General features: G+C 71.2%; 21 protein-coding genes. 14 read left to right on the top strand and 7 right to left on the bottom strand.

The genetic code is table 11. The features are described from left to right. The first annotated feature begins 118 nt into the window (after positions 1–118). The 3 genes from ACIGWZ_RS06110 (at position 119) to ACIGWZ_RS06100 (ending at position 3,314) form a co-directional block, all read left to right on the top strand. Entirely contained in the window at positions 119–1,414 is a 1,296-nt protein-coding gene (locus tag ACIGWZ_RS06110; RefSeq protein WP_400061317.1) for a glucarate dehydratase family protein, read from the top strand. Between the two features lie 185 nt (positions 1,415–1,599). After that, on the top strand, positions 1,600–2,685 hold the full coding sequence (locus ACIGWZ_RS06105) for an S-(hydroxymethyl)mycothiol dehydrogenase (protein WP_400061315.1): 1,086 nt from the start codon (positions 1,600–1,602) through the stop codon (positions 2,683–2,685). Continuing rightward, the gene (locus ACIGWZ_RS06100; protein WP_400061313.1) at positions 2,685–3,314 is read left to right on the top strand and encodes an MBL fold metallo-hydrolase; all 630 of its coding nucleotides are present in this window, start codon (positions 2,685–2,687) and stop codon (positions 3,312–3,314) included. The genes ACIGWZ_RS06105 and ACIGWZ_RS06100 overlap by 1 nt, the downstream gene beginning before the upstream one ends. A gap of 274 nt (positions 3,315–3,588) precedes the next feature. On the opposite strand, the gene ACIGWZ_RS06095 is transcribed toward ACIGWZ_RS06100, so the two are convergent. Then, the gene (locus tag ACIGWZ_RS06095; RefSeq protein ID WP_400061311.1) at positions 3,589–4,923 is read right to left on the bottom strand and encodes a 6-phospho-beta-glucosidase; all 1,335 of its coding nucleotides are present in this window, start codon (positions 4,921–4,923) and stop codon (positions 3,589–3,591) included. A 66-nt stretch (positions 4,924–4,989) separates the two neighbouring features. On the opposite strand from ACIGWZ_RS06095, the gene ACIGWZ_RS06090 reads away from it, so the two are divergent. The 4 genes from ACIGWZ_RS06090 to ACIGWZ_RS06075 all read left to right on the top strand — a co-directional run bounded on the left by ACIGWZ_RS06090 (position 4,990) and on the right by ACIGWZ_RS06075 (position 9,238). Then, on the top strand, positions 4,990–6,138 hold the full coding sequence (locus tag ACIGWZ_RS06090; RefSeq protein ID WP_400061309.1) for a carbohydrate kinase family protein: 1,149 nt from the start codon (positions 4,990–4,992) through the stop codon (positions 6,136–6,138). A 184-nt stretch (positions 6,139–6,322) separates the two neighbouring features. Then, positions 6,323–7,336 carry a PhoH family protein gene (locus ACIGWZ_RS06085; protein ID WP_400061307.1) on the top strand — a complete coding sequence of 338 codons (1,014 nt, stop codon included), beginning with the start codon at positions 6,323–6,325 and terminating at the stop codon, positions 7,334–7,336. 59 nt (positions 7,337–7,395) lie between these two features. Continuing rightward, positions 7,396–7,893: an rRNA maturation RNase YbeY gene (gene ybeY, locus ACIGWZ_RS06080; RefSeq protein ID WP_400061305.1), complete on the top strand. Its 498-nt coding sequence runs from the start codon at positions 7,396–7,398 to the stop codon at positions 7,891–7,893. Positions 7,894–7,906: 13 nt separating this feature from the next. Then, positions 7,907–9,238 (top strand): hemolysin family protein, encoded by a 1,332-nt coding sequence (locus tag ACIGWZ_RS06075; protein ID WP_400061303.1) that lies wholly within the window; start codon positions 7,907–7,909, stop codon positions 9,236–9,238. Positions 9,239–9,363: 125 nt separating this feature from the next. Here the strand turns inward: ACIGWZ_RS06075 and ACIGWZ_RS06070 are convergent, their stop codons facing one another. Then, positions 9,364–10,293 carry a LysR family transcriptional regulator gene (locus ACIGWZ_RS06070; protein WP_400061301.1) on the bottom strand — a complete coding sequence of 310 codons (930 nt, stop codon included), beginning with the start codon at positions 10,291–10,293 and terminating at the stop codon, positions 9,364–9,366. 413 nt (positions 10,294–10,706) lie between these two features. On the opposite strand from ACIGWZ_RS06070, the gene ACIGWZ_RS06065 reads away from it, so the two are divergent. From ACIGWZ_RS06065 to era, 4 genes are all read left to right on the top strand, one after another. Then, a complete protein-coding gene (locus tag ACIGWZ_RS06065) occupies positions 10,707–11,084 on the top strand; it encodes a hypothetical protein (protein WP_400061300.1) in 378 nt (125 codons plus the stop codon). Between the two features lie 95 nt (positions 11,085–11,179). Then, positions 11,180–11,407, top strand: a complete 228-nt coding sequence (locus ACIGWZ_RS06060; RefSeq protein ID WP_400062009.1) for a hypothetical protein — start codon at positions 11,180–11,182, stop codon at positions 11,405–11,407. Positions 11,408–11,450: 43 nt separating this feature from the next. Continuing rightward, the gene (locus tag ACIGWZ_RS06055) at positions 11,451–11,816 is read left to right on the top strand and encodes a cytidine deaminase (protein ID WP_400061298.1); all 366 of its coding nucleotides are present in this window, start codon (positions 11,451–11,453) and stop codon (positions 11,814–11,816) included. A 49-nt stretch (positions 11,817–11,865) separates the two neighbouring features. After that, a complete protein-coding gene (era, locus tag ACIGWZ_RS06050; protein WP_400061296.1) occupies positions 11,866–12,804 on the top strand; it encodes a GTPase Era in 939 nt (312 codons plus the stop codon). On the opposite strand, the gene ACIGWZ_RS06045 is transcribed toward era, so the two are convergent. The 3 genes from ACIGWZ_RS06045 to ACIGWZ_RS06035 all read right to left on the bottom strand — a co-directional run bounded on the left by ACIGWZ_RS06045 (position 12,801) and on the right by ACIGWZ_RS06035 (position 16,519). Further along, on the bottom strand, positions 12,801–13,754 hold the full coding sequence (locus ACIGWZ_RS06045; RefSeq protein WP_400061294.1) for an IS481 family transposase: 954 nt from the start codon (positions 13,752–13,754) through the stop codon (positions 12,801–12,803). The genes era and ACIGWZ_RS06045 overlap by 4 nt on opposite strands. A gap of 153 nt (positions 13,755–13,907) precedes the next feature. Continuing rightward, positions 13,908–15,149 carry an MFS transporter gene (locus ACIGWZ_RS06040; RefSeq protein WP_400061292.1) on the bottom strand — a complete coding sequence of 414 codons (1,242 nt, stop codon included), beginning with the start codon at positions 15,147–15,149 and terminating at the stop codon, positions 13,908–13,910. After that, entirely contained in the window at positions 15,146–16,519 is a 1,374-nt protein-coding gene (locus ACIGWZ_RS06035) for a GH1 family beta-glucosidase (RefSeq protein ID WP_400061290.1), read from the bottom strand. Before ACIGWZ_RS06035 ends, ACIGWZ_RS06040 begins: the two co-directional genes overlap by 4 nt. A gap of 108 nt (positions 16,520–16,627) precedes the next feature. Here ACIGWZ_RS06035 and ACIGWZ_RS06030 point away from each other — a divergent pair, with 108 nt between their 5' ends. Beyond that, complete coding sequence (locus ACIGWZ_RS06030; RefSeq protein ID WP_400061288.1) at positions 16,628–17,335, top strand: TetR/AcrR family transcriptional regulator; 708 nt, start codon at positions 16,628–16,630, stop codon at positions 17,333–17,335. A 30-nt stretch (positions 17,336–17,365) separates the two neighbouring features. Continuing rightward, complete coding sequence (locus ACIGWZ_RS06025; protein WP_400061285.1) at positions 17,366–18,571, top strand: acyltransferase family protein; 1,206 nt, start codon at positions 17,366–17,368, stop codon at positions 18,569–18,571. A gap of 40 nt (positions 18,572–18,611) precedes the next feature. On the opposite strand, the gene ACIGWZ_RS06020 is transcribed toward ACIGWZ_RS06025, so the two are convergent. Both ACIGWZ_RS06020 and ACIGWZ_RS06015 read right to left on the bottom strand, forming a co-directional pair. Next, entirely contained in the window at positions 18,612–18,878 is a 267-nt protein-coding gene (locus tag ACIGWZ_RS06020) for a protealysin inhibitor emfourin (protein ID WP_400061283.1), read from the bottom strand. A gap of 82 nt (positions 18,879–18,960) precedes the next feature. Further along, positions 18,961–20,028 carry a M4 family metallopeptidase gene (locus tag ACIGWZ_RS06015; protein ID WP_400061281.1) on the bottom strand — a complete coding sequence of 356 codons (1,068 nt, stop codon included), beginning with the start codon at positions 20,026–20,028 and terminating at the stop codon, positions 18,961–18,963. Positions 20,029–20,363: 335 nt separating this feature from the next. Here ACIGWZ_RS06015 and leuA point away from each other — a divergent pair, with 335 nt between their 5' ends. Then, a complete protein-coding gene (leuA, locus tag ACIGWZ_RS06010; protein WP_400061279.1) occupies positions 20,364–22,142 on the top strand; it encodes a 2-isopropylmalate synthase in 1,779 nt (592 codons plus the stop codon). Positions 22,143–22,281 lie beyond the last annotated feature (139 nt).

Raw genomic sequence — 22,281 nt, 5'->3', positions numbered from 1 at the left:
GAATGGGGGGTGTTGACGATCGCCGCGGGGCTCCTTACTCTCCGACTGCATATGAGGATGTCGACCAGATATGTAAACGAATAGGTAAGCGCCTCTCGACAGTGCAGGAGTCCCCCGCATGGACAGCCTCACCCTCACCGAGGTCCGGCTCACCCCGGTCCTGGTAGCCGACCCGCCGCTCCTCAACACCCAGGGTGTACACCAGCCGTACACCCCCCGCTTGATCATCGAGGTCGTGACGGCGGACGGCGCCACCGGACTCGGCGAGACCTACGGCGACACCGAATACCTCGAACTGGCCCGCCCGCTGGCCACCGCACTGGTCGGCCGCACGGTCACGGACCTGAACGCACTGCCCGCGCTGGCCGCCCAGGTGTGCGGCGACCCGCCCGCCGCCACCGGCCCCGACGCCGTTGACGCCGGCGGGCTGCGCGGCGTACGGACCGCCGACAAACTACGGCTCTCGGTGCTCTCCGGCTTCGAGGTGGCCTGCCTGGACGCCTGGGGACACGCCACCCAACTGCCCGTACACGCCCTGCTCGGCGGCAAGGTCCGCGACCGCATCGAGTACAGCGGATACCTCTTCTACCGGTGGGACGCCCACCCGGGCGGCCGCGGCGAACGCGACGACTGGGGCGCGGCGCTCGACCCGGACGGCATCGTCGCCCAGGCCCGCCGCTTCGCGGACCGCTACGGCTTCACGTCCTTCAAGCTCAAGGGCGGCGTCTTTGAGCCCGCACGGGAGATCGCGGCAATCAAGGCGCTCGCCGCCGCGTTCCCCGGCCACCCGCTCCGCCTGGACCCCAACAGCGCCTGGAGCGTGGACACCTCGCTCAAGGTGGCGGACGAGCTGCGCGACGTCCTCGAATACCTGGAGGACCCGGCGAGCGGCACCGCACAGATGGCGGAGGTGGCGGCCGGCACGCGGCTTCCGCTGGCCACCAACATGTGCGTGACGACCTTCGAGGAGATCCCCGAGGCATTCACCCGCGGCGCCGTGCAGGTCCTGCTCTGCGACCACCACTACTGGGGCGGCCTGCGCAGCACCCGCGAACTCGCCGCCGTCTGCCGCACCTTCGGCGTCGGACTGTCCATGCACTCCAACACCCACCTGGGCATCAGCCTCGCCGCCATGACCCAGGTCGCGGCGACCGTCCCGAACCTCGACCACGCCTGCGACACCCACTACCCCTGGCAGGCCGAGGACGTCCTCACCGAACGCCTCACCTTCCGCGACGGCCGTCTGGACGTCGGCGACGCTCCGGGCCTGGGCGTCGCCCTCGACCGCGACCGGCTCGCCGCCCTGCACCGGCGCTGGCTGGAGGACGACGGCACCTACCGCTCCCGCGACGACGCGGCGGCGATGCGGGTGGCCGATCCGCAGTGGGTCACTCCTGCCGTTCCGCGCTGGTGAGACCGCCGCGCGCGGGCGGACACGCCGCCCGCCGCGCCGCGCGGCCGCCCCGCCGCGCGGTCCTTCCCGGCTGACGACGATGCGGCCAATCCTCCCCAACGACCCCCCTTCCGCGTACGGTGTGGCACGGTCAGTGGCGGTGCGCCACAGTGGTCCCGTAAGTGATCTTTGAAAGGGGCTGTTCCATGGCACAGGAAGTGCGCGGCGTCATTGCGCCGGGGAAGAACGAACCCGTCCGGCTGGAGACGATCCTGGTGCCGGACCCCGGCCCCGGTGAGGCCGTGGTGAAGATCCAGGCGTGCGGGGTGTGCCACACCGATCTGCACTACAAGCAGGGCGGGATCAACGACGAGTTCCCGTTCCTGCTGGGGCACGAGGCGGCGGGTGTGGTCGAGTCCGTCGGGGCGGATGTCACGGACGTGGCGCCGGGGGACTTCGTCGTCCTCAACTGGCGGGCGGTGTGCGGGGCGTGCCGGGCGTGCCGGCGCGGGCGTCCGCAGTACTGCTTCGACACCCACAACGCCACGCAGAAGATGACCCTGAAGGACGGCACCGAGCTGAGCCCGGCGCTGGGCATCGGGGCGTTCGCCGACAAGACGCTGGTCGCCGCCGGGCAGTGCACCAAGGTCGACCCCGAGGTCTCACCGGCCGTCGCCGGGCTGCTCGGCTGCGGGGTGATGGCGGGCATCGGTGCGGCCATCAACACCGGCGGGGTGGGGCGCGGCGACTCGGTGGCGGTCATCGGCTGCGGCGGAGTGGGGGACGCCGCCGTCGTCGGTGCGCGGCTGGCGGGCGCGGCGAAGATCGTCGCGGTGGACATCGACGACCGGAAGCTGGAGAAGGCCCGGTCCATGGGCGCCACCCACACCGTCAACTCCCGTTCCACCGACCCGGTCGAGGCGATCCGCGGGCTGACCGGCGGCTTCGGCGCGGATGTGGTCATCGACGCGGTGGGCCGTCCGGAGACGTACAAACAGGCGTTCTACGCCCGGGATCTCGCCGGTACCGTCGTCCTGGTGGGCGTCCCCACCCCGGAGATGGCCCTGGAACTTCCCCTCCTGGACGTCTTCGGACGCGGCGGCGCCCTCAAGTCCTCCTGGTACGGCGACTGTCTGCCCTCCCGCGACTTCCCGATGCTGATCGACCTGCATCAGCAGGGCCGGATCGACCTCGGCGCCTTCGTCACCGAGACCATCGGCATCGAGGACGTCGAGCAGGCCTTCGAGCGGATGCACGCGGGCGACGTCCTGCGCTCGGTGGTGATGCTCTGATGACGGCCCGTATCGATCACCTGGTCACCTCGGGGACGTTCTCGCTGGACGGCGGCACGTGGGAGGTGGACAACAACGTGTGGATCGTCGGTGACGATGTCGAGGCGGTCGTCATCGACGCGGCACACGATGCCGAGGCCATCCTCGAAGCCCTCGGCGGCCGGACGCTGCGCGCCATCATCTGCACCCACGGCCACAACGACCACATCGATGCCGCTCCGGCGCTGGCCGCCCGTACCGGAGCGCTGATCCATCTGCACCCCGACGACCTGCCGCTCTGGAAGCAGACCCATGCCGACCACGCCCCGGACGCCTATCTGACCGACGGGCAGGTACTCACCATCGCCGGTACGGATCTGACGGTGCTGCACACCCCGGGGCACGCGCCGGGCGCGGTCTGCCTCTACGCGCCCGACCTGGGCACGGTCTTCACCGGCGACACCCTCTTCCGGGGCGGCCCCGGGGCCACCGGACGGTCCTTCTCCCACTTCCCGACGATCATCGAATCGATCCGGGACCGGCTGCTGACCCTGCCGCCCCGGACCGAGGTCCGTACCGGACACGGCGAGCCGACGACCATCGGGGACGAGGCCCCGCACCTGGAGGAGTGGATCACGAGAGGCCACTGAGGCCGGGCGGGCCACCGGGGGGCGGGCCACTAGCAGGCGGGCCACTAGGGGGCGGGCGAACAGATCCCGTAGGGGATACGAGCGCCCCCTACGGGGCCTCAACGCGGCGCGGACGGGGCGGTATTCCCGCGGCTCACCGCGGCTCACCGCGGATCGGCAGGACGCCGCCCGAGCCGGCGGTTCGGCAACGCGCCGCCCGAGCGGCATGCAACGCGCCGCCCAAGCGGCAGATGGCCGACGCGCCGCCCCAACCGGCCCGCACGCCGTTACCCCCTCACCCCTCCCCGCCCCAGCCCCCGGCCGCCCGCTCCAGGATGCGGGCGGCCACCGCGGGGGAGTCCACCAGCGGGTGCAGCGCCAGCGCCCGCAGCGCCGCGCCCCGGTCCTTGAACGTCGCGGCCTCCACCGTCGCCCGCTCCACCGCCTTGACCTGCAACATCAGCCCCAGCTGATCCTCCCGCAAGGGCGCGCAGGGCAGCGGGCGGGCGCCCTTGGACGTCACCTCGCAGACCGTCTCCACGATCGCGTCCGGCGCCAGCTGCGGCACCGTCGAACCGTTGCGGACATTGAGGATCAGCCGGCTGCCGCGGTCGCCCGCGATGGCGTGCATCAGCGCCAGCGCCACCCGGTCGTAGCCGCCGCCCTCCAGGTCGTGACTGTCGCGCTGCCAGCCGCCGCTCGCCTCCCGGCTGTGCGCCATGTACGTCTCCTCGCGCTCCAGCCGGGTCCGCTCCCACATCTCGTACGCCGCCTGCGGGCCGCCCGCCGCCGCGGCCCGCTCGAAGAAGCCGCCCTGCTGCTGGTCGAGGAACTCGCCGCGGGTCTCGGGGGTGTCCCGTACGGAGGCGAGGGTCTCGCGGCGGAAGTAGTAGTAGTGCAGATACTCGTTGGGGAGCGCGCCCAGGGTGTGCAGCCAGTCGGCGCCGAAGAGGCGTCCTTCCTCGAACGAGCCGAGCGCGGCCGCGTCCTCCAGGAGCCCGGGCAGCAGCTCGGTGCCGTCGAGCGTCAACGACCGCAGCCAGCCGAGGTGGTTGAGGCCGATGTAGTCGTAGCCCACGCGGCCCGGATCCGCGCCGGCCGCGCGCGCCGCCCGGCGCACCAGCCCCACCGGGGAGTCGCAGATCCCGATGACGCGGTCGCCCAGCACCTGCGACATCGCCTCGGTGACCATGCCCGCCGGGTTGGTGAAGTTGATGACCCAGGCATGAGGGGCGAGGGCGGCGACGCGTTCGGCGATGCCCAGCGCCACCGGGATGGTCCGCAGGCCGTACAGGACACCGCCCGCCCCGACCGTCTCCTGTCCCAGCACCCCCTCGGCCAGCGGGATGCGCTCATCGTGGATCCGGCCCGCCGTACCGCCCACCCGTATCGCGGAGAAGAGGAAATCGGCGCCGGTCACGGCGTCGTCGAGGTCGCGGGCGACGCGGACGGCCACCGGATCGGGACGCCCTTGCGCCAGCCGCGCCAGCACATCGGCGATCACCGCCACCCGCCGCGCGTCGGTGTCGTACAGGGTCACCTCGGAGACGGAGCGTGCCGGGTCGTCCAGCAGCGCGCGGTAGACCAGCGGCACCCGGAAACCGCCTCCGCCGAGAATCGTGAGCCTCATGAGGCGGAACGTACCGCAGCATCAGGCACACTGGCGGCACGTGCCGAGATGAGAGGGGCGAGCGCGGTGAGCAGTGGCCGACGCGATGTCCAACCGCCTGCGGGCCCGGCTCCCGTGCCGACGGCCCTCGACCCGCTCGCCGAGGTGCGGCACGCGGGCGATCCGCACACCGACGTCTATCTGACCGGCACGGTCTTCCTGGACATCATCTTCACCGGCCTGGACTCCGCCCCCGTCCGCGGCACCGAGTCCTGGGCCCGCGGCATGGGCTCCAGCCCGGGCGGCGTCGCCAACATGGCCACCGCGCTGGCCCGGCTCGGGCTGCGCACCTCCCTGGCCGCCGCGTTCGGCGACGACATGTACGGCGAGTACTGCTGGGAGGCGCTCGCCCAGGGCGAGGGCATCGACCTGACGATGTCCCGTACGGTCCCCGGCTGGCACTCCCCGGTGACGGTCTCCATGGCCTACGAGGGCGAGCGCACGATGGTCTCGCACGGCCATGAGGCGCCGCCGCCCGAGTCCGCCTTCGACGGCGCGCACGCCCCGGGCTGCCCGCCGCCGTCCCGCGCCTGCGTCGCCTCGCTGGTGCCCGGCCGTCGGGAGGGCTGGCTGGGCTGCGCGGCCGGCCGCGGCAGCCGGATCTTCGCGGACGTGGGCTGGGACGACAGCGGCCGCTGGGACCCGGCCGACCTCGCCGACCTCGACCACTGCGAGGCCTTCCTGCCCAATGCCGAGGAGGCGATGCGCTACACCCGCACGCAGTGCCCCCGAGCGGCCGCCCGCAAGCTGGCCGAACGGGTCCCGCTCGCGGTGGTCACCCTGGGCGCCGAGGGCGCCTGCGCCGCGGACGGGCGGACCGGGGAGATCGCCGAGGTGCCCGCCATCGCCGTGGAGGCGCTGGACCCCACCGGCGCCGGAGACGTCTTCGTCGCCGGGTTCGTCACCGGCACCCTCGCCGACTGGCCGCTCACCGACCGCCTGGCCTTCGCGGGCCTGAGCGCCGCCCTGTCCGTGCAGGAATTCGGCGGCTCGCTCTCGGCGCCCGGCTGGGCCGAGATCGCGGCGTGGTGGCAGGGCGTACGGATGTGCGACGCCGCGGCGCCGGCCGCGCTGCGCCGCCAGTACGGATTCCTGGACGATGTGCTGCCCGCCGCCTACCGGCCCGCCCCGCTGGCCCGTGCGGTGCCCACGATCGGCTTCCGGCGCCCGGCCTGAGCGCCCGCTCCGCCCGTGCGGCGCCGGGCCGGCCGCCCCCGCCCGGGAAAAGCCTTCGGGCATGTCGGTGCACCGTCGTACTCTTGTATCCCAAGGAGAGTCCGGCCTCAGGCGCCTCGTTCCCAGCAGCGGGTACCTCTGAATGAGCAAAGGATGGGGGTTGAGCAGGCTGCAGAGCCGGCCCATGACGCAGACACCCACACAACCGCAGGCCAGCGCCCAGTTCACCGTTCCGGCCAAGCATCCGATGGTGACGGTTCTGGGATCCGGTGATTCGCTGCTGCGGGTGATCGAAAAGGCCTTCCCGGCGACCGACATCCATGTCCGGGGCAACGAAGTCAGCGCTGTCGGAGACGCCCGGGAAGTGGGCCTCATCCAGCGCCTGTTCGACGAGATGATGCTGGTGCTCCGCACCGGACAACCGATGACGGAGGACGCTGTGGAACGCTCCATCGCCATGCTGCGCGCGGCGGAGGACGGCGAGGGCGCGGTCGGCGAGACACCCGCCGAGGTGCTGACCCAGAACATCCTGTCCAACCGCGGCCGCACGATCCGGCCCAAGACCCTCAACCAGAAGCGCTATGTCGACGCCATCGACGACCACACCGTCGTCTTCGGCATCGGCCCGGCCGGCACGGGCAAGACGTATCTCGCCATGGCCAAGGCCGTCCAGGCGCTGCAGGCCAAGCAGGTCAACCGCATCATCCTGACCCGCCCCGCGGTCGAGGCCGGCGAGCGGCTGGGCTTCCTGCCCGGCACGCTCTACGAGAAGATCGACCCGTATCTGCGCCCGCTCTACGACGCGCTGCACGACATGCTCGACCCCGATTCGATCCCGCGGCTGATGGCGGCGGGCACGATCGAGGTGGCGCCGCTGGCCTACATGCGCGGCAGGACCCTCAACGACGCCTTCATCATTCTCGACGAGGCGCAGAACACCAACCCCGAGCAGATGAAGATGTTCCTCACCCGCCTCGGCTTCGAGTCGAAGATCGTCATCACCGGTGACGTCACCCAGGTCGACCTGCCGGGCGGCACGAAGAGCGGTCTGCGCCAGGTCCGGGAGATCCTCGACGGCGTCGAGGACGTTCATTTCTCCCTCCTCACCAGCAAGGACGTGGTCCGGCACAAGCTCGTCGGCCGTATCGTCGACGCCTACGAGAAGTACGACAGCCGCAACGGCCAGAACGGCAAGTAGCCGCACGGCCGGTCAGCACCGAACCCGCTCAGCGCGAGAAGCGAGACGAAACACCTCCCATGTCGATCGACGTCAACAACGAGTCCGGAACGGACATCGACGAGCAGGCCGTCCTGGACGTCGCCCGCTATGCCATTGCCCGGATGCGCATCCACCCGCTCTCCGAGCTGTCCGTCATCGTCGTGGACGCCGAGGCCATGGAGCAGCTCCACATCCAGTGGATGGACCTGCCGGGTCCGACGGATGTCATGTCCTTCCCGATGGACGAACTGCGTCCGCCGGCCAAGGACGACGAGGAGCCCCCGCAGGGGCTCCTCGGTGACATCGTGCTGTGCCCCGAGGTCGCCAAGAAGCAGGGCGAGGAGGCCCCGACCGGCCACAGCATGGACGAGGAGCTCCAGCTGCTCACCGTCCACGGCGTGCTGCATCTGCTCGGTTACGACCATGAGGAGCCGGACGAGAAGGCCGAGATGTTCGGCCTCCAGGCGGCGATCATCGACGGCTGGCGGGCGGAGCGGGGCCTGACCGGTCCCTCGCCCGCCCCCACCATGTCCTGACCGGACGTCCACGATGACCACCCAGCTGATCGCGGTCGCGGTCCTCCTCGTCGTGATCGCCTGGCTCGCGGCCTGCGCCGAGGCGGGCCTGGCCCGTACGACGAGCTTCCGCGCCGAGGAAGCCGTCCGCTCCGGCCGCCGCGGCAGCGCCAAGCTCGCCCAGGTCGCCGCCGACCCCACCCGCTATCTGAACGTCGCGCTGCTGGTGCGGGTCGGCTGCGAGATGGCCGCCGGCGTCCTCGTCACCTACACCTGCCTGCGCTCCTTCGAGGAGACCTGGCAGGCGCTGGCCGTCGCCATCGCCGTGATGGTGCTCGTCTCGTACGTCGCCGTCGGCGTCTCGCCGCGCACCATCGGCCGCCAGCACCCGCTCAACACCGCGACGGCCGCCGCGTACGTCCTGCTGCCGCTGGCCCGCATCATGGGCCCCATCCCGCAGCTGCTGATCCTCATCGGCAACGCCCTCACCCCCGGAAAGGGCTTCCGCAAGGGCCCGTTCGCCTCCGAGGCCGAGCTGCGCTCCCTGGTGGACCTGGCCGAGAAGGAGTCGCTGATCGAGGACGAGGAGCGCCGCATGGTGCACTCCGTCTTCCAGCTCGGCGACACCCTCGTACGGGAGGTGATGGTGCCCCGCACGGACCTGGTGTCCGTCGAGCGTTTCAAGACCATCCGCCAGGCGCTGACCCTCGCGCTGCGCTCCGGCTTCTCCCGGATCCCGGTGACCGGCGAGAACGAGGACGACGTCGTCGGCGTCGTCTACCTCAAGGACCTGGCCCGCAAGGTGCACATCAGCCGGGACGCGGAGACCGAGCTGGTGTCGTCGGCGATGCGCCCGGCGGTCTTCGTGCCGGACACCAAGAACGCCGGTGATCTGCTGCGCGAGATGCAGCAGGACCGCAATCACGTCGCGGTGGTGATCGACGAGTACGGCGGTACAGCCGGCATCGTCACCATCGAGGACATCCTGGAGGAGATCGTCGGCGAGATCACCGACGAGTACGACCGCGAGCTGCCGCCCGTCGAGGACCTCGGCGACGGCCGCTACCGGGTCACCGCCCGGCTGGACATCGGCGACCTCGGCGAGCTCTACGGCATGGCCGAGCTGGACGACGAGGACGTGGAGACGGTCGGCGGACTGCTCGCCAAGCTCCTGGGGCGGGTGCCGATCGCGGGCGCCACGGCCGAGATCGACTTCTCCGGCGACGCCCACGATCCCGGGCTCAAGGCGCTGCGACTGACCGCCGAGTCCCCGGCCGGCCGCCGCAACAAGATCATCACGGTGCTCTGCGAGCCGGTCCGCCCGGAGGGCGACAGCGGCGCCGACGCACAGCGCTCCGAGAACTGACGCCGCGCCGTCGGCGGCGTCCGCGCGGGAGGAGCTGCCCGGCGGCAGGGGCGTCGAGGACGAAGAGATGCCCGATGCCGACGCCCGGGCTCCGATCCACCTGGCAGGTCCTGGGCGGACACCACCTAGGGCCGATCGTGGCCGCGCTCGCGGCGCGGGTCGGGCAGGCGGTGCGTCATGAAGGGTCTGCCGGTGGTGAACTCGCGGAATTTCAGGGCGGCTTCGGAGAGGTAGCCGTCGCGGTTCCACACCAGCGTGAGCACCCGGTGGCAGTCGGGCGCGTCCATGTGCACCCAGGCGACCGGGACGCGTGAATCCGTACCGGCCCGGCGGGAGATCGCCGGGATGAGGCCGATGCCGAGGCCCGCGCTGATCATGTCCTGGCTGGCGGCCGGTTCGTCGCCCTCGCAGGACAGCAGCGGCGTGAGTCCCTCGGACGCGAACAGCCGGTCGAGGAGGGCGCGCTGCCAGTTGCCGCGGCGTGTGGTGACGAAGGGCTCGTCGGCGATCTCGCGGATCGTCACGCTCTCCCGGCCGTCGAGCCGGTGCCCGTAGGGGACCGCGAGCAGCACCTCCTCGCGGAAGAGCTCGACCGACTCGAGGTGCGTACCGGTCAGCGGCTGCGAGGCCACGCAGAAGTCGACCTCTCTGGCGCGCAGTTGGCGGTCCATCTCCTGCGCGTTCGACTGGAAGAGCCGGACGTCGGCACGCGGACAGGCGGCCCGGAAGCTGCCCAGGAGCGGGCTGATCGTCAAAAGGGTCTCGGAGGCGACACCGACCCGGCCGAGCCCCATGTCGCGGGCCTCACGGACAGCCCTGCGGCCGTCGTCCAGCTCGCTCAGGGCGCGGTCGACATGGCGCAGGAACATCGCGCCGTGCTGGTTGAGCCGGATGCGGCGGCCCTGCCGGTCGAAGAGCGGGGAGCCGAGCTCGGCCTCCAGGCGCCCGATGGTGCGGCTGAGCGAGGGCTGGGCGACGCGCAGCTCCTCCGCGGCGCGGCTGATGTGCTCGTAGCGGGCGACGGCCTGGAAGTAACGCAACTGCAGCAGATCCACGGTCCACCTTCATGTATGCGCTTATGCCGTCCGCGTCATTTTCACACGGCGAAACCCGTCGTGGAGTGCATAAGCGCTTCTCTCCACGGTCGCACCCGGACTCTCCGCCGGTCGGCGCCAACGGATCGCCCCGGCCCGCGCGTTCCTCAGGGACGCCCCCGTGCCGCTCCTCGACGCGTCCCCTTCCGTGGCCGACGGCTCACCGCGCCTCACCGCGCCTCACCGCGCCTCATCGTGAGGCGGGAGCGGCCGCACTGATCCCCAGTGCACTGCAACTTTTCTGCATTCCAGGTTTCGGGACGCTGGATTCCGTCCCGATGACCATGGAAAGATCGATCGGGCCGGTTGCCGAGGGCCGCCGACCGCGATACCCGAGAGGAAAGTTGCAAGGAATGCGTGCATTCAATGCGGCGATGGGGGCGGTCGCCGTGTCGGCGCTGTTGGCGGGCTGTACCGGCAGTTCGGGGGGCAAGGACGACTCCGCGGGGAGCGGCGGCGGGAAGGTTTCCGTCCGGTTCGAAGTGGTGTCGAATCTTCCGCTGAATATCTCCATGACCGGTACCCGGGGTTCCGGTGGGCAGGTGGAGGAATTCAAGAGGATCAGGGGGCCGTGGTCCAAGACCGTCACGGTGGAAAGGGACCGCTATCCGGGAGTTTCGGTGGCGCCGGTGAACGCCGCCGAAAAGGGGGAGGTGAGGTGCGAAATGCTGGTCTCGGGGAAATCCGTCGACACGGATTCCGGCAAGGGCACCGGTCCCTCCCTCGTTGTGGACTGCAGCGGCGCCACGTAATGGCTGCTGCCTGCTGAAGAGCGGTTGCCCCGGCGCAGGGGAGCGGGGCAACCGCCGTCTTCAGTTCGCTGCGCGACGTCCAGGACAGCGGGTAGATCATCAAGGGGCTGGAGCACCCGCTGATCGGCACGCTGCGGTTCGAGACCACGACGCTGCGGGTGCCGGCCCGCCCGGACCTGACCGTGGTGAGGCACAACCCGCTGCCGGACTCGGACACGGCGGCGAAGCCGGCCCGGCTCGTCTCTCCGGAGGGACGAGCGCGCAGGCGCCCTCTCGCGAGCGTCGCCGAGTGCGGGGGAGGGACGTACCCGGTGGCCGGCTGATCCCCGTAAGGCCGCGGCGGGGGCGGCGCATATGCTCGCCCGTATGACCGACTCCGCACCGCTGGACCCCGAAGACCGCAAGATCATCACGCTCGCGCGCTCGGCGCGGGCCCGCAACGGTGTGCCCGAGGGGGCCGCCGTACGCGACGAGACCGGCCGCACGTACGTCGCCGGGACCGTGGCGCTGGAATCGCTGAAGCTGAGCGCGTTGCAGACGGCCGTGGCGATGGCCGTGGCCAGCGGCGCCACCTCCCTGGAGGCCGCGGCCGTGGTCACCGAGGCCGAGCAGGCCGCGGACGCGGACCGGGCGGCCGTACGGGACCTCGGCGGGCCCGGGACCCCGGTCCTGGTCGCGGGCCCGGACGGCGCCCTGCGCGCCAGCGTCCCGGCGGGCGGGCCGGCCGCCTGAGCGTGCGCGATGGTCGGCGCGGCCCCGGCGATCAGGGAGAATGGGCGCCATGAGCGTCCGTACTGACTCCTCCGCCCCGCACCGCGCCGGCTTCGCCTGCTTCGTCGGCCGTCCGAACGCGGGCAAGTCCACCCTCACGAACGCTCTGGTCGGTACGAAGGTGGCCATCACCTCCAACCGGCCGCAGACCACCCGCCACACCGTGCGCGGCATCGTGCACCGCCCCGAGGCCCAGCTGGTCCTGGTGGACACCCCCGGCCTGCACAAGCCGCGCACCCTGCTCGGCGAGCGGCTGAACGACGTCGTACGGACCACCTGGGCCGAGGTCGACGTCATCGGCTTCTGCCTGCCCGCCGACCAGAAGCTCGGCCCCGGCGACCGCTATATCGCCACCGAGCTGGCCGGCATCAAGAAGACGCCCAAGGTCGCCATCGTCACCAAGACCGACCTGGTCGACTCCAAGGCGCTGGCCACTCAGCTGATCGCCATCGACCAGCTCGGCAAGGAGCTGGGCATCGAATGGGCCGAGATCATCCCGGTCTCGGCCGTCGGCGACCAGCAGGTCTCCCTCCTCGCCGACCTCCTGGTGCCCCTCCTCCCGGAGAGCCCGGCGCTCTACCCCGAGGGCGACCTCACCGACGAGCCCGAGCAGGTCATGGTCGCCGAGCTGATCCGCGAGGCCGCGCTGGAGGGCGTACGGGACGAGCTGCCGCACTCCATCGCGGTGGTCGTCGAGGAGATGATCCCGCGGGAGGACCGCCCGGCCGACAAGCCGCTCCTCGACATTCACGCGAATGTCTACATCGAGCGGCCCAGCCAGAAGGGCATCATCATCGGCCCCAAGGGCAAGCGCCTGAAGGAGGTCGGGATGAAGTCCCGCAAGCACATCGAGGCGCTGCTCGGTACGCCCGTCTTCCTGGACCTGCATGTGAAGGTCGCCAAGGACTGGCAGCGCGACCCGAAGCAGCTGCGCAAGCTCGGCTTCTAGGTGTATTGACCCGGAGCGTTGTTCACGCGGGTGATGGGTGGCTGGCCGTTGAGTGCGGTGTGGCAGCGGTGGTGGTTGTAGGTGTGGAGGAAGTCTGGCAGGGCGGCTGTGCGTTCGTCGTTGCTGGTGTAGGGCCTGATGTAGGCCCATTCCTCGGCCAGGGTGCGGTGGAAGCGTTCGACTTTGCCGTTGGTCTGGGGCCGGTAGGCGCGGGTGAGTTTGCCGGTTGCTCCGAGGTCGGCCAGGGCCTGCTTCCAGGCCAGGCCCTTGCGGTAGGACCAGGCGTTGTCGGTCAGGACGCGTTCGATGCGGGTGATGCCGTGGGCGTGGAAGAACGTGGCGGCGCGGGTGAGGAAGTCCGCGCAGGTGGCGACCTTCTCGTCGGGGTGGATCTCGGTGTAGGCGAGGCGGGAGTGGTCGTCGACGGCGGAGTGCAGGTAGTCGAAGCCCATGCCGCGGATGGGCCGGTCTGCGGCGCGGCCGTGGACTTTGTGGCCGCCGCCGTCGGGGATCCGGCCGAGTTTCTTGACGTCGACGTGGACCAGTTCACCTGGGTGTTGGCGTTCGTAGCGGCGGATGATCTGGCCGGTGGGGCGGTCGATGAAGGCCAGTCGGTTCAGGCCGTGGCGGGCAAGGATCCGGTGGACGGTCGACGTGGGCAGGCCCAGGATCGGGCCGATGCGGGCCGGGCCGAGCTTGCGGTCCTGCCGCAGGCGGCACACCTGTGACTCGGTGCGGGCCGCAGTGCGGTGCGGTGTGGTCCTCGGCCGGCTGGAGCGGTCGTGCAGGCCCGCTTCACCTTCGGTCCGCCAGCGGCGGACCCATTTGTGGGCCGTGATGCGGGAGACGCCCATCTCAGCGGCCACGTGGGCGACGGGACGGCCGGAGCGGACACGTTCGACCAGCAGCCGCCTGCCGAAGACGGTCAGTCGGGCATTACGGTGGGACACGAAGGCCTCCGTGCGGTGAAGATTCGACACCTCCACCACACACGGAGGCCTTCGCCGTAATCAAGACCCAACCGTTAACAACGCTCGTGATCAATACATCTAGGGCCTGCACCGCGAGGGGGCCGGCGAACGGCCCGTCCGCGCCGCCCGGCCCTACGCCACGCCCCGGATACGCCGCACCAGCAGCGCCCCCGCCAGCCCGATCGCCGCCGCCACCATGTACAGGACGCGATAGCCGCCGAGGTGGTTCACGATCGGCGCGGCCAGCGCCGGCGCGGCGACCTGCGGCAGCGAGTTGGCGATGTTGATGACGCCGAGGTCCTTGCCGCGGTGGGTGGCGGCCGGCAGGACGTCCGTCATCAGGGCGAAGTCGACGGAGGTGAAGACGCCGAAGCCGACGCCGAGCAGCGCCGCGGCGCACAGCGCGCCGGTCCAGGTCTGCCAGGTGCCGAGCAGCAGGGTGGCCGCGGCCATGATCGCCCCTGCCCACAGGACGAACGGCTTCCGGCGTCCCGCCCGGTCCGACCAGATGCCCCCGACGACCACGGTGGCCAGCAGGGTCACGCCGTTGACCGCCGTCAGGATCAGCACCCCGCCGTCCGGATCCGGATGGTGCAGCGCGTCCCGCAGGTAGTACAGGAGATAGAGCAGCGCCAGCGCGTTGCCGAGGTTGATCAGGAAGCGGGTCAGCCAGGCCCAGCCGAGGTCGGGGTGGCGGCGGGGGCCGAGCCAGAAGCCGGCGAGGAAGGCGCGCCAGGTGAACGGCGGGCGGGCCGCGGCCGGCAGCACCAGGTCCCGGTGGCGGAGCGGGTAGGGGAGCGTGCCCAGGAGGGTGAAGGCGGCGCAGGCCAGGTAGCCCGCGGTGATGCCGCCCGCCACGGTGGCCAGGCCGGTGCCGACGACGACGCCGAGGACCTGGGCCGCGCCCAGCCAGCCGCCCACCGCGCCGCGCTGGAGGTGCGGGACGCGGTCCGGGACGGCCGCGGTGACCGCCGCGAACGCCGCGTTGAGGGTGAGCTGGACCAGGCACCAGCCGACCGCCATCGCGGGGACCGTACGCGCCCCGGCGAGCAGCACCAGCGCCGCCGCCCCGCCCAGCACCCCTGCCAGGATCCAGGGCGTACGGCGCCCGTACCGCGAGGTCGTACGGTCCGAGAGCGCGCCGAACAGCGGGTTGGAGATCAGGGAGACCGCGGCGCCGAGGCCGGTCACCCAGGCCAGCACCGTTTCCTTGGAGGTGCCGGGCGGCGCGAGTTCGGCGGCCTGCAGGGCGAGGAGGATCTGGATCGGGCCGTACCAGCCGACCCAGATCGCGCCGTTCGCCAGCGAGAGGGAGAGGGTCCAGCCGCGGCCGACCCGCTCGGTCGGTTCCGTCAGGGCCGCGGGAGCGCTCACCCCCGGGCCTGGGCCCGCAGCGCGTCCCGCAGCCAGCGGTAGGACGCCTTGGGGGTGCGGGCCAGCGTCGCGTAGTCGATGTGCACGAGGCCGAAGCGCCGGGCGTAGCCCTCCGCCCATTCGAAGTTGTCCATCAGCGACCAGACGAAGTAGCCGCGGACGTCGACGCCGGCGGCCATCGCGTCGTGCAGCGCCCGCAGATGACCGTCCAGGAAGGCGATCCGGTCGGTGTCCTCGATGCCCTCGTAGGAGCAGCCGTTCTCGGTGATCATGATCGGCGGCAGGCTCGCGCCGTAGCGCTCCCGGAAGGAGAGCAGCAGTTCGGTGAGCGCGTGGGGGACCACGGGCCAGCCGAAGTCGGTACGCGGGTAGCCCTCGATCTCCCGGGGTGCGAAGGGCAGTTCGGGGGGCAGCGCGATCCCGGCGAAGTCGGCGGGTCCGCCGGCGTCCGGCTGTGGGGCGCCGACCAGGGTGGGCTGGTAGTAGTTGATCCCGTACCAGTCCAGCGGCTGGGAGATGATCTTCAGGTCGTCGGCGACGGGCCCCGGGAGCATCGCCGCGAGGCCCTCGTCCGGGTAGCGGCCGAGCAGGACGGGGTCGGCGAACAGCCGGTTGAGGAGGAGGTCGTAGAAGTCGGCGGCCTCGGTGTCGGCCGCGGATTCCGAGGCCTTCCAGGTGGGGCCGTGGGAGTTGGCGATGCCGATGCCGGTGGCGCCGCGGGCGCGCAGGGCCTGGACGGCGAGGCCGTGGCCGAGCAGCTGGTGGTGGGCGGCCGGCAGCGCGTCGAAGAGCAGCGTCCGGCCGGGCGCGTGCTGCCCCAGCCCGTAGCCCAGCAAGGTGAGTTCGGCCGGCTCGTTGAGCGTGATCCAGCGCGCCACCCGGTCCCCGAGCCGCGCCGCCACGGCGTCCGCGTACGCCGCGAAGTGCTCCGCGGTCTCCCGTACGAGCCAGCCGCCGCGCTCCTCCAGGGCCTGCGGGGTGTCCCAGTGGAACAGCGTCGGTACGGGCGCGACCCCGGCCGCCAGCAGTTCGTCCACCAGCCGGTCGTAGAAGTCCAGCCCGGCCGCGTTGACCGTCCCGCCGCCGTCCGGCACCACCCGCGGCCAGGCCACCGAGAAGCGGTACGCGCCGACGCCGAGCTCCTTCAGGAGCGCGACGTCCTCGCGGTAGCGGTGGTAGTGGTCGGTGGCGATCCGGGCGTCGGACCCGTCCTTGATCCGCCCGGCCTCCGCCGTGAACGCGTCCCAGGCGGAGCGCCCCCGCCCGTCCTCGTCCACCGCGCCCTCGATCTGGGCGGCCGAGGTCGACACGCCCCACAGGAAGTCGCGGGGGAAGCGGGGGAGGGGCGGCGCCACCGGCTCGGTTGTCATGCGCCGGATCTTCGTTTACCGCCGGTAACACCGTCAAGAGGTCCGACCGTCCGGGGAGTTGGGCGGCTCCGCTGGACAGCCGCTGGCCGCGTGGCCCATAATTTGGCCATGCGGTCAAAAAATAATCCCGGCGGCCAGGACGGCGTCGGGGAGGGCGAGGGCGAGCGGGAGTCCCCGGAGCCGGAGCGCTCGTTCATCGAGAAGGCGCGCCGCGCCCAGATCATCGACGCCGCCGTCGAGACCATCGCGGTACGGGGGTTCGCGAAGGCCTCGCTGGCGCAGATCGCGGAGCGGGCGGGGATCAGCAAGGGCGTGATCTCCTACCACTTCGCGGGCAAGACCGAGCTGATCGAGCGGCTCGTCGAGCAGGTCTACGGGGACATCGGCGCCTTCGTCGGCGCCCGGCTCGAAGAGCACACCGGGGCGTCCGCGAGGCTGCGCGTCTATATCGAGTCGGTCGCCGCATATATGCACGACCACCCGACCCGGCTCGCCGCGCTCGGCGAGGTCTTCAGCCACTTCCGCACCGCCGACGGAGCGCCGCGCTACGGCGTCGCCTCGAGCGAACCGATCTACACCGCGCTGGAGAACGTCTTCCTGGAGGGGCAGCGCAGCGGCGAACTCCGCGCGTTCGACGTCCGCGTCATGGCCGTCAGCCTCCAGGCCGGGATCGACAACATGTTCGCGTACTGGAGCGCCCGCCCCGAGCACGACCTGGCGGCCCACGCCCGCGAACTCGCCGCCCTCTTCGAGCACGCCACGCGCGCGCCGGCCGCGCAGCCGGGCACCGAACCGCCCGGCACCGAACCGCAATGAACTGAACTGCACTGAACGGGGGAGTACTTGATGACGGACGAACCGGGGTCCACGGCCGTACAGGCCGGACCCGCACCGGCCGCCGCGCGCCCGCCGCGCGCCCGCATGCTCTATGTCGACAATCTGCGCATCCTGCTGACGGCGCTGGTGGTCCTGCACCACACCGCCGTCACCTACGGCAACATCCCCGCCTGGTACTACACCGAGCCCGCACGGGACGGCTCCGGGCTGCTCCTGGACGTCTTCGTCATGTTCAACCAGGCGTTCTTCATGGGCTTCTTCTTCATGATCGCCGGGTACTTCACGCCGCCCTCCTACGACCGCAAGGGCACCCGGCCGTTCGTCCGGGACCGCCTCAAGCGGCTCGGCATTCCGCTGCTGCTCTTCCTGCTGCTGATACGCCCCCTGACGGGCTTCGCCGGGTACGCCGACCTGCGGGCCGAATTCGCCGCCCGCGGGGAGTCCCTGCCCTACTGGATCTACTACGTGCTGAGCTGGGACGCGGGCCCGATGTGGTTCGTCGAGGTGCTCCTGGTGTTCGCCGCGCTGTACGCCCTCGTCCGACGCCGCGGAGCGCGCCGCCTCCTCGCCCCCGGCGGTGACGCCGGCCGCGAACCGGTGCGCACCCCGCGGCCCCTGCGGCCGCTCGCCGTCGTCGTCTTCACCGTCGCCCTGGCGCTCGCCACGTACCTGTGGCGCTTCCCCGTGCCGAACGGCACCTATGTCCCCTACCTCGGCCTGCCCACGCCCAGCTACTTCCCGCAGTACGCGAGCTTCTTCGTCCTCGGGGTGCTCGCCCACCGCCGCGGCTGGCCGGGCATGCTCTCCAAGGCGGCGGGCCGGGCGGGCTTCGTCGTCGCCTCCGTCGCGACGCTCGCCTACCTTCCGGTGGCGATGACCGCGAAGGAGGGCGCGCTGGACGGGCACGGCACCTGGCAGTCGCTGGCCTCGGCCACCTGGGAGTCGGTGTTCGCCATCGGAGTCGTGATCGGCCTGACCGTCCTCTTCCGTGAGCGATTCAACCGGCAGGGGCCCGGCACGGCGTTCCTCTCCCGCCACGCCTTCGCGGTGTATGTCCTCCACGCGCCCGTGCTCGTCGGCCTCGGTTACGCGTTCCGCTGGCTGCACGCCCCGGCGGCGGCCAAGTTCGCCCTCGTCGCCGCGCTGGCCCTGCCGCTGTGCTGGGCCGTCGCCTACGCCGTCCGCTCCCTGCCGCGCGCCGACCGCGTGCTGTGAGCCCCGCCGCCGGACCCGGCCCGGCGGCGGGCGGCCCCGTCTACCCGCCCTCCTTCATCACCCACGTGATCAGCTTCCGCTGCTCGTCGGTCAGCCGGGGATCGGCGCAGTACACCGTCCGCCCGTCGACCGTGAGCTGATAGCGGAAGCCGTCCGGCACCCCGAGGGGCGGAGTGTCATGGGCGTCGGCGAGGGACTGTTCGGCCAGGGCGTGCCACTCGCCGGCATCGGACCGCGCCGAGGTGTCGACCTCGGCGCGACGCTCGACGCCGGCGAAGCCACCGGTGCGCCGGATCTCAATACGCATGGTGGGCTCCTACCCCGTAGGGCGCGGGGCACTGCACCCGAGGCCCCTCGTTGGCCCGTCTGCGTCCACGCGCCCAAGGGCCCTACTTGGTGCCCACGCCGACCTGGGTCCACGCCTTGACCATGGCCTCGTGCTCGTCGCCGGCGCCGAAGCGGGCGCGGGCGGCGGCGATGGTCAGCGAGGCGAAGTCGGTGAACCGGGCGTCCTTGGCGAGCTCGCCGCCGGTGAGCACGTCGTACCAGACCTGTCCCGCCTTCTCCCAGGCGTTGCCGCCGAGCGCCGTGGCGGCCAGGTAGAAGGCGTGGTTGGGAATGCCGGAGTTGAGGTGCACCCCGCCGTTGTCGTCGGCGGTGTCGACGTAGCCCTTCATGTTCGCGGGCTGCGGGTCCTTGCCCAGCACATCGTCGTCGTACGCCGTCCCCGGCGCCTTCATGGAGCGCAGTGCCTTGCCGGTGACGTTCGGGCCCAGCAGCCCGGAGCCGATCAGCCAGTCGGCCTGGTCGGTGCTCTGGCCCAGCGCGTACTGCTTGATCAGGGAGCCGAAGACGTCCGAGATGGATTCGTTGAGCGCCCCGGACTGGCCCTGGTAGTCGAGGTTGGCGGTGTACTGGGTGACGCCGTGGGTGAGCTCATGGCCGATGACGTCGACCGGGATGGTGAAGTCCAGGAACAGGTCGTTGTCGCCGTCGCCGAAGACCATCCGCTCGCCGTCCCAGAAGGCGTTGTCGTACTTCTGGCCGTAGTGGACGGTGGCGTCCAGCGGCAGGCCGGCGCCGTCGATGGACTTGCGGCCGTAGACCTTCAGATAGAGCTCGAAGGTGGCGCCCAGGCCGGCGTGCGCGCGGGTGACGGAGACGTCCTTGGCGGGACCGTCGGACTCGGCATGCACCTTGGTGCCGGGCACCGTCTCCTGGTGCTTGGCGTCGAAGATGGTGCGGTTCGGCTTGTCCGCGGCGGCACCGGGCTCGCCGGGGGTGATGCCGCGGGCAACGATCTCGCGGCGGCGGGCGCGGTGGGTGTCGTCGTGCTCCAGGGTGCGGCGGGCGTGCTCGTGCGCGTCGGCGAGATTGCTGAGGATGTGCGGCGGGACGATGGTGCAGAAGACCGGGGTGGCGGGCATCTGGGTGCGGTCCATGTGAGTGAGGTCCATGAACAAAAAGGTGGCACCCTGTAACCCCGATGTCACTGCCCGCCGACCAGATTCCTGAAAACGTGTGGTTCGTCGCACTTGGGCCGTTACGTCCCTCCGGTCCCGCATACTGATACGCGACGACCGGTCATCGCGATCCTCGGTTACGCTGCTGAGCATCATGCGTTTCGGGCTGCTTCTCCTTAGCTGCCGCGGCGAGGGCCTGTAGTCGTAGGCCGACCCCCTCCCCGCGGAGTTCGGTGTTGCGGAAATCCGCCCCGTCGGCCTCTCCCTGGCTCCTGAGGAGCAAGGGGGACACCCATCCTCCAGTGGACACACGAGGAGCCCCACGCATCATGACGAATCCGTCGAGCCCCGCCGAGAACGCCGTAGGCCGCCGTACCCCCGTCACGGCCGCGACGCAGCGGCAGCGGCCCTCCGGGATGCCGATCCACAAGTACGGCCGCTACGAGGCCGTCGACATTCCGGACCGTACGTGGCCGGACAACCGGATCACGGTCGCGCCCCGCTGGCTGTCCACGGACCTCCGCGACGGCAACCAGGCGCTGATCGACCCGATGTCGCCGGCCCGTAAGCGGGAGATGTTCGACCTCCTGGTGCGTATGGGCTACAAGGAGATCGAGGTCGGCTTCCCCTCGTCGGGCCAGACGGACTTCGACTTCGTCCGCTCCATCATCGAAGAGGGCGCGATCCCCGAGGACGTGACCATCTCCGTCCTGACCCAGGCCCGCGAAGAGCTGATCGAGCGCACCGTCGAGTCGCTGCGCGGCGCCCACAGCGCCACCGTGCACCTGTACAACGCCACCGCGCCGGTCTTCCGCCGGGTCGTCTTCCGCGGCTCGAAGGAGCAGGTCAAGCAGATCGCGGTGGACGGCACCCGGCTGGTGATGGAGTACGCCGACAAGCTGCTGGGCGACGAGACCGCCTTCGGCTACCAGTACAGCCCGGAGATCTTCACCGACACCGAGCTGGACTTCGCGCTGGAGGTCTGCGAGGGCGTGATGGACGTCTGGCAGCCCGAGGAGGGCCGCGAGATCATCCTGAACCTGCCCGCCACCGTCGAGCGCTCCACGCCCTCCACGCACGCCGACCGCTTCGAGTGGATGTCGCGCAACCTCTCGCGCCGCGAGCACGTCTGCCTGTCGGTCCACCCGCACAACGACCGCGGCACCGCCGTGGCCGCGGCGGAGCTGGCGATCATGGCCGGCGCGGACCGCATCGAGGGCTGCCTGTTCGGCCAGGGCGAGCGCACCGGCAACGTCGACCTGGTGACCCTGGGCATGAACCTCTTCTCCCAGGGCGTCGACCCGCAGATCGACTTCTCCCAGATCGACGAGATCCGCCGTACGTCCGAGTACTGCAACCAGATGGAGGTCCACCCGCGCCACCCCTACGCGGGCGACCTGGTCTACACCGCCTTCTCCGGCTCCCACCAGGACGCCATCAAGAAGGGCTTCGACGCGATGGAGGCCCAGGCGGCGTCCGTCGGCAGGACCGTCGACGAGATCGAGTGGGCGGTCCCGTACCTGCCCATCGACCCCAAGGACGTCGGCCGCTCCTACGAGGCCGTCATCCGCGTCAACTCCCAGTCCGGCAAGGGCGGTATCGCCTACGTCCTGAAGAACGACCACAAGCTGGACCTGCCGCGCCGGATGCAGATCGAGTTCTCCCGGATCATCCAGGAGAAGACCGACTCCGAGGGCGGCGAGGTCACCCCGGCCGCCATCTGGTCCGTCTTCCAGGACGAGTACCTGCCCACCCCGGACAACGCCTGGGGCCGGATCGCGCTGCGCTCCGCCCAGACCTCGTCCACCAGCGACGGCACCGACGCGCTGACCGTCGAGGCCGTGGTCGACGGCGCCGACACGGTGCTGACCGGCACCGGCAACGGCCCGCTGGCGGCGTTCTTCGACGCGCTGCACGCCGTCGACGTGGACGTGCGCCTGCTGGACTACGTCGAGCACACCATGAGCGAGGGCGCCGGCGCCCAGGCCGCCGCGTACATCGAGTGCGCGATCGGCGACAAGGTGCTGTGGGGCGTCGGCATCGACGCCAACATCGTCCGCGCCTCCATCAAGGCCGTCGTCTCGGCGGTCAACCGCGCGGCGCGCTGACGCGGACCGCTTCATCACGGCGCCCCCGCCGCTCGCGCAGAGCGGCGGGGGCGCCGTGTGCGTCCGGCTGATGGGCCGCGACCCCCTCGTTCCGGCCAAGACCTCGGTCCTGGTCGGAGGGCGTTGCCGCCGGTGGCCG

The organism is Streptomyces sp. NPDC053427, assembly GCF_044544985.1.
GTDB lineage: Bacteria > Actinomycetota > Actinomycetes > Streptomycetales > Streptomycetaceae > Streptomyces.
This window is presented reverse-complemented; position numbering and strand designations above follow the sequence as displayed.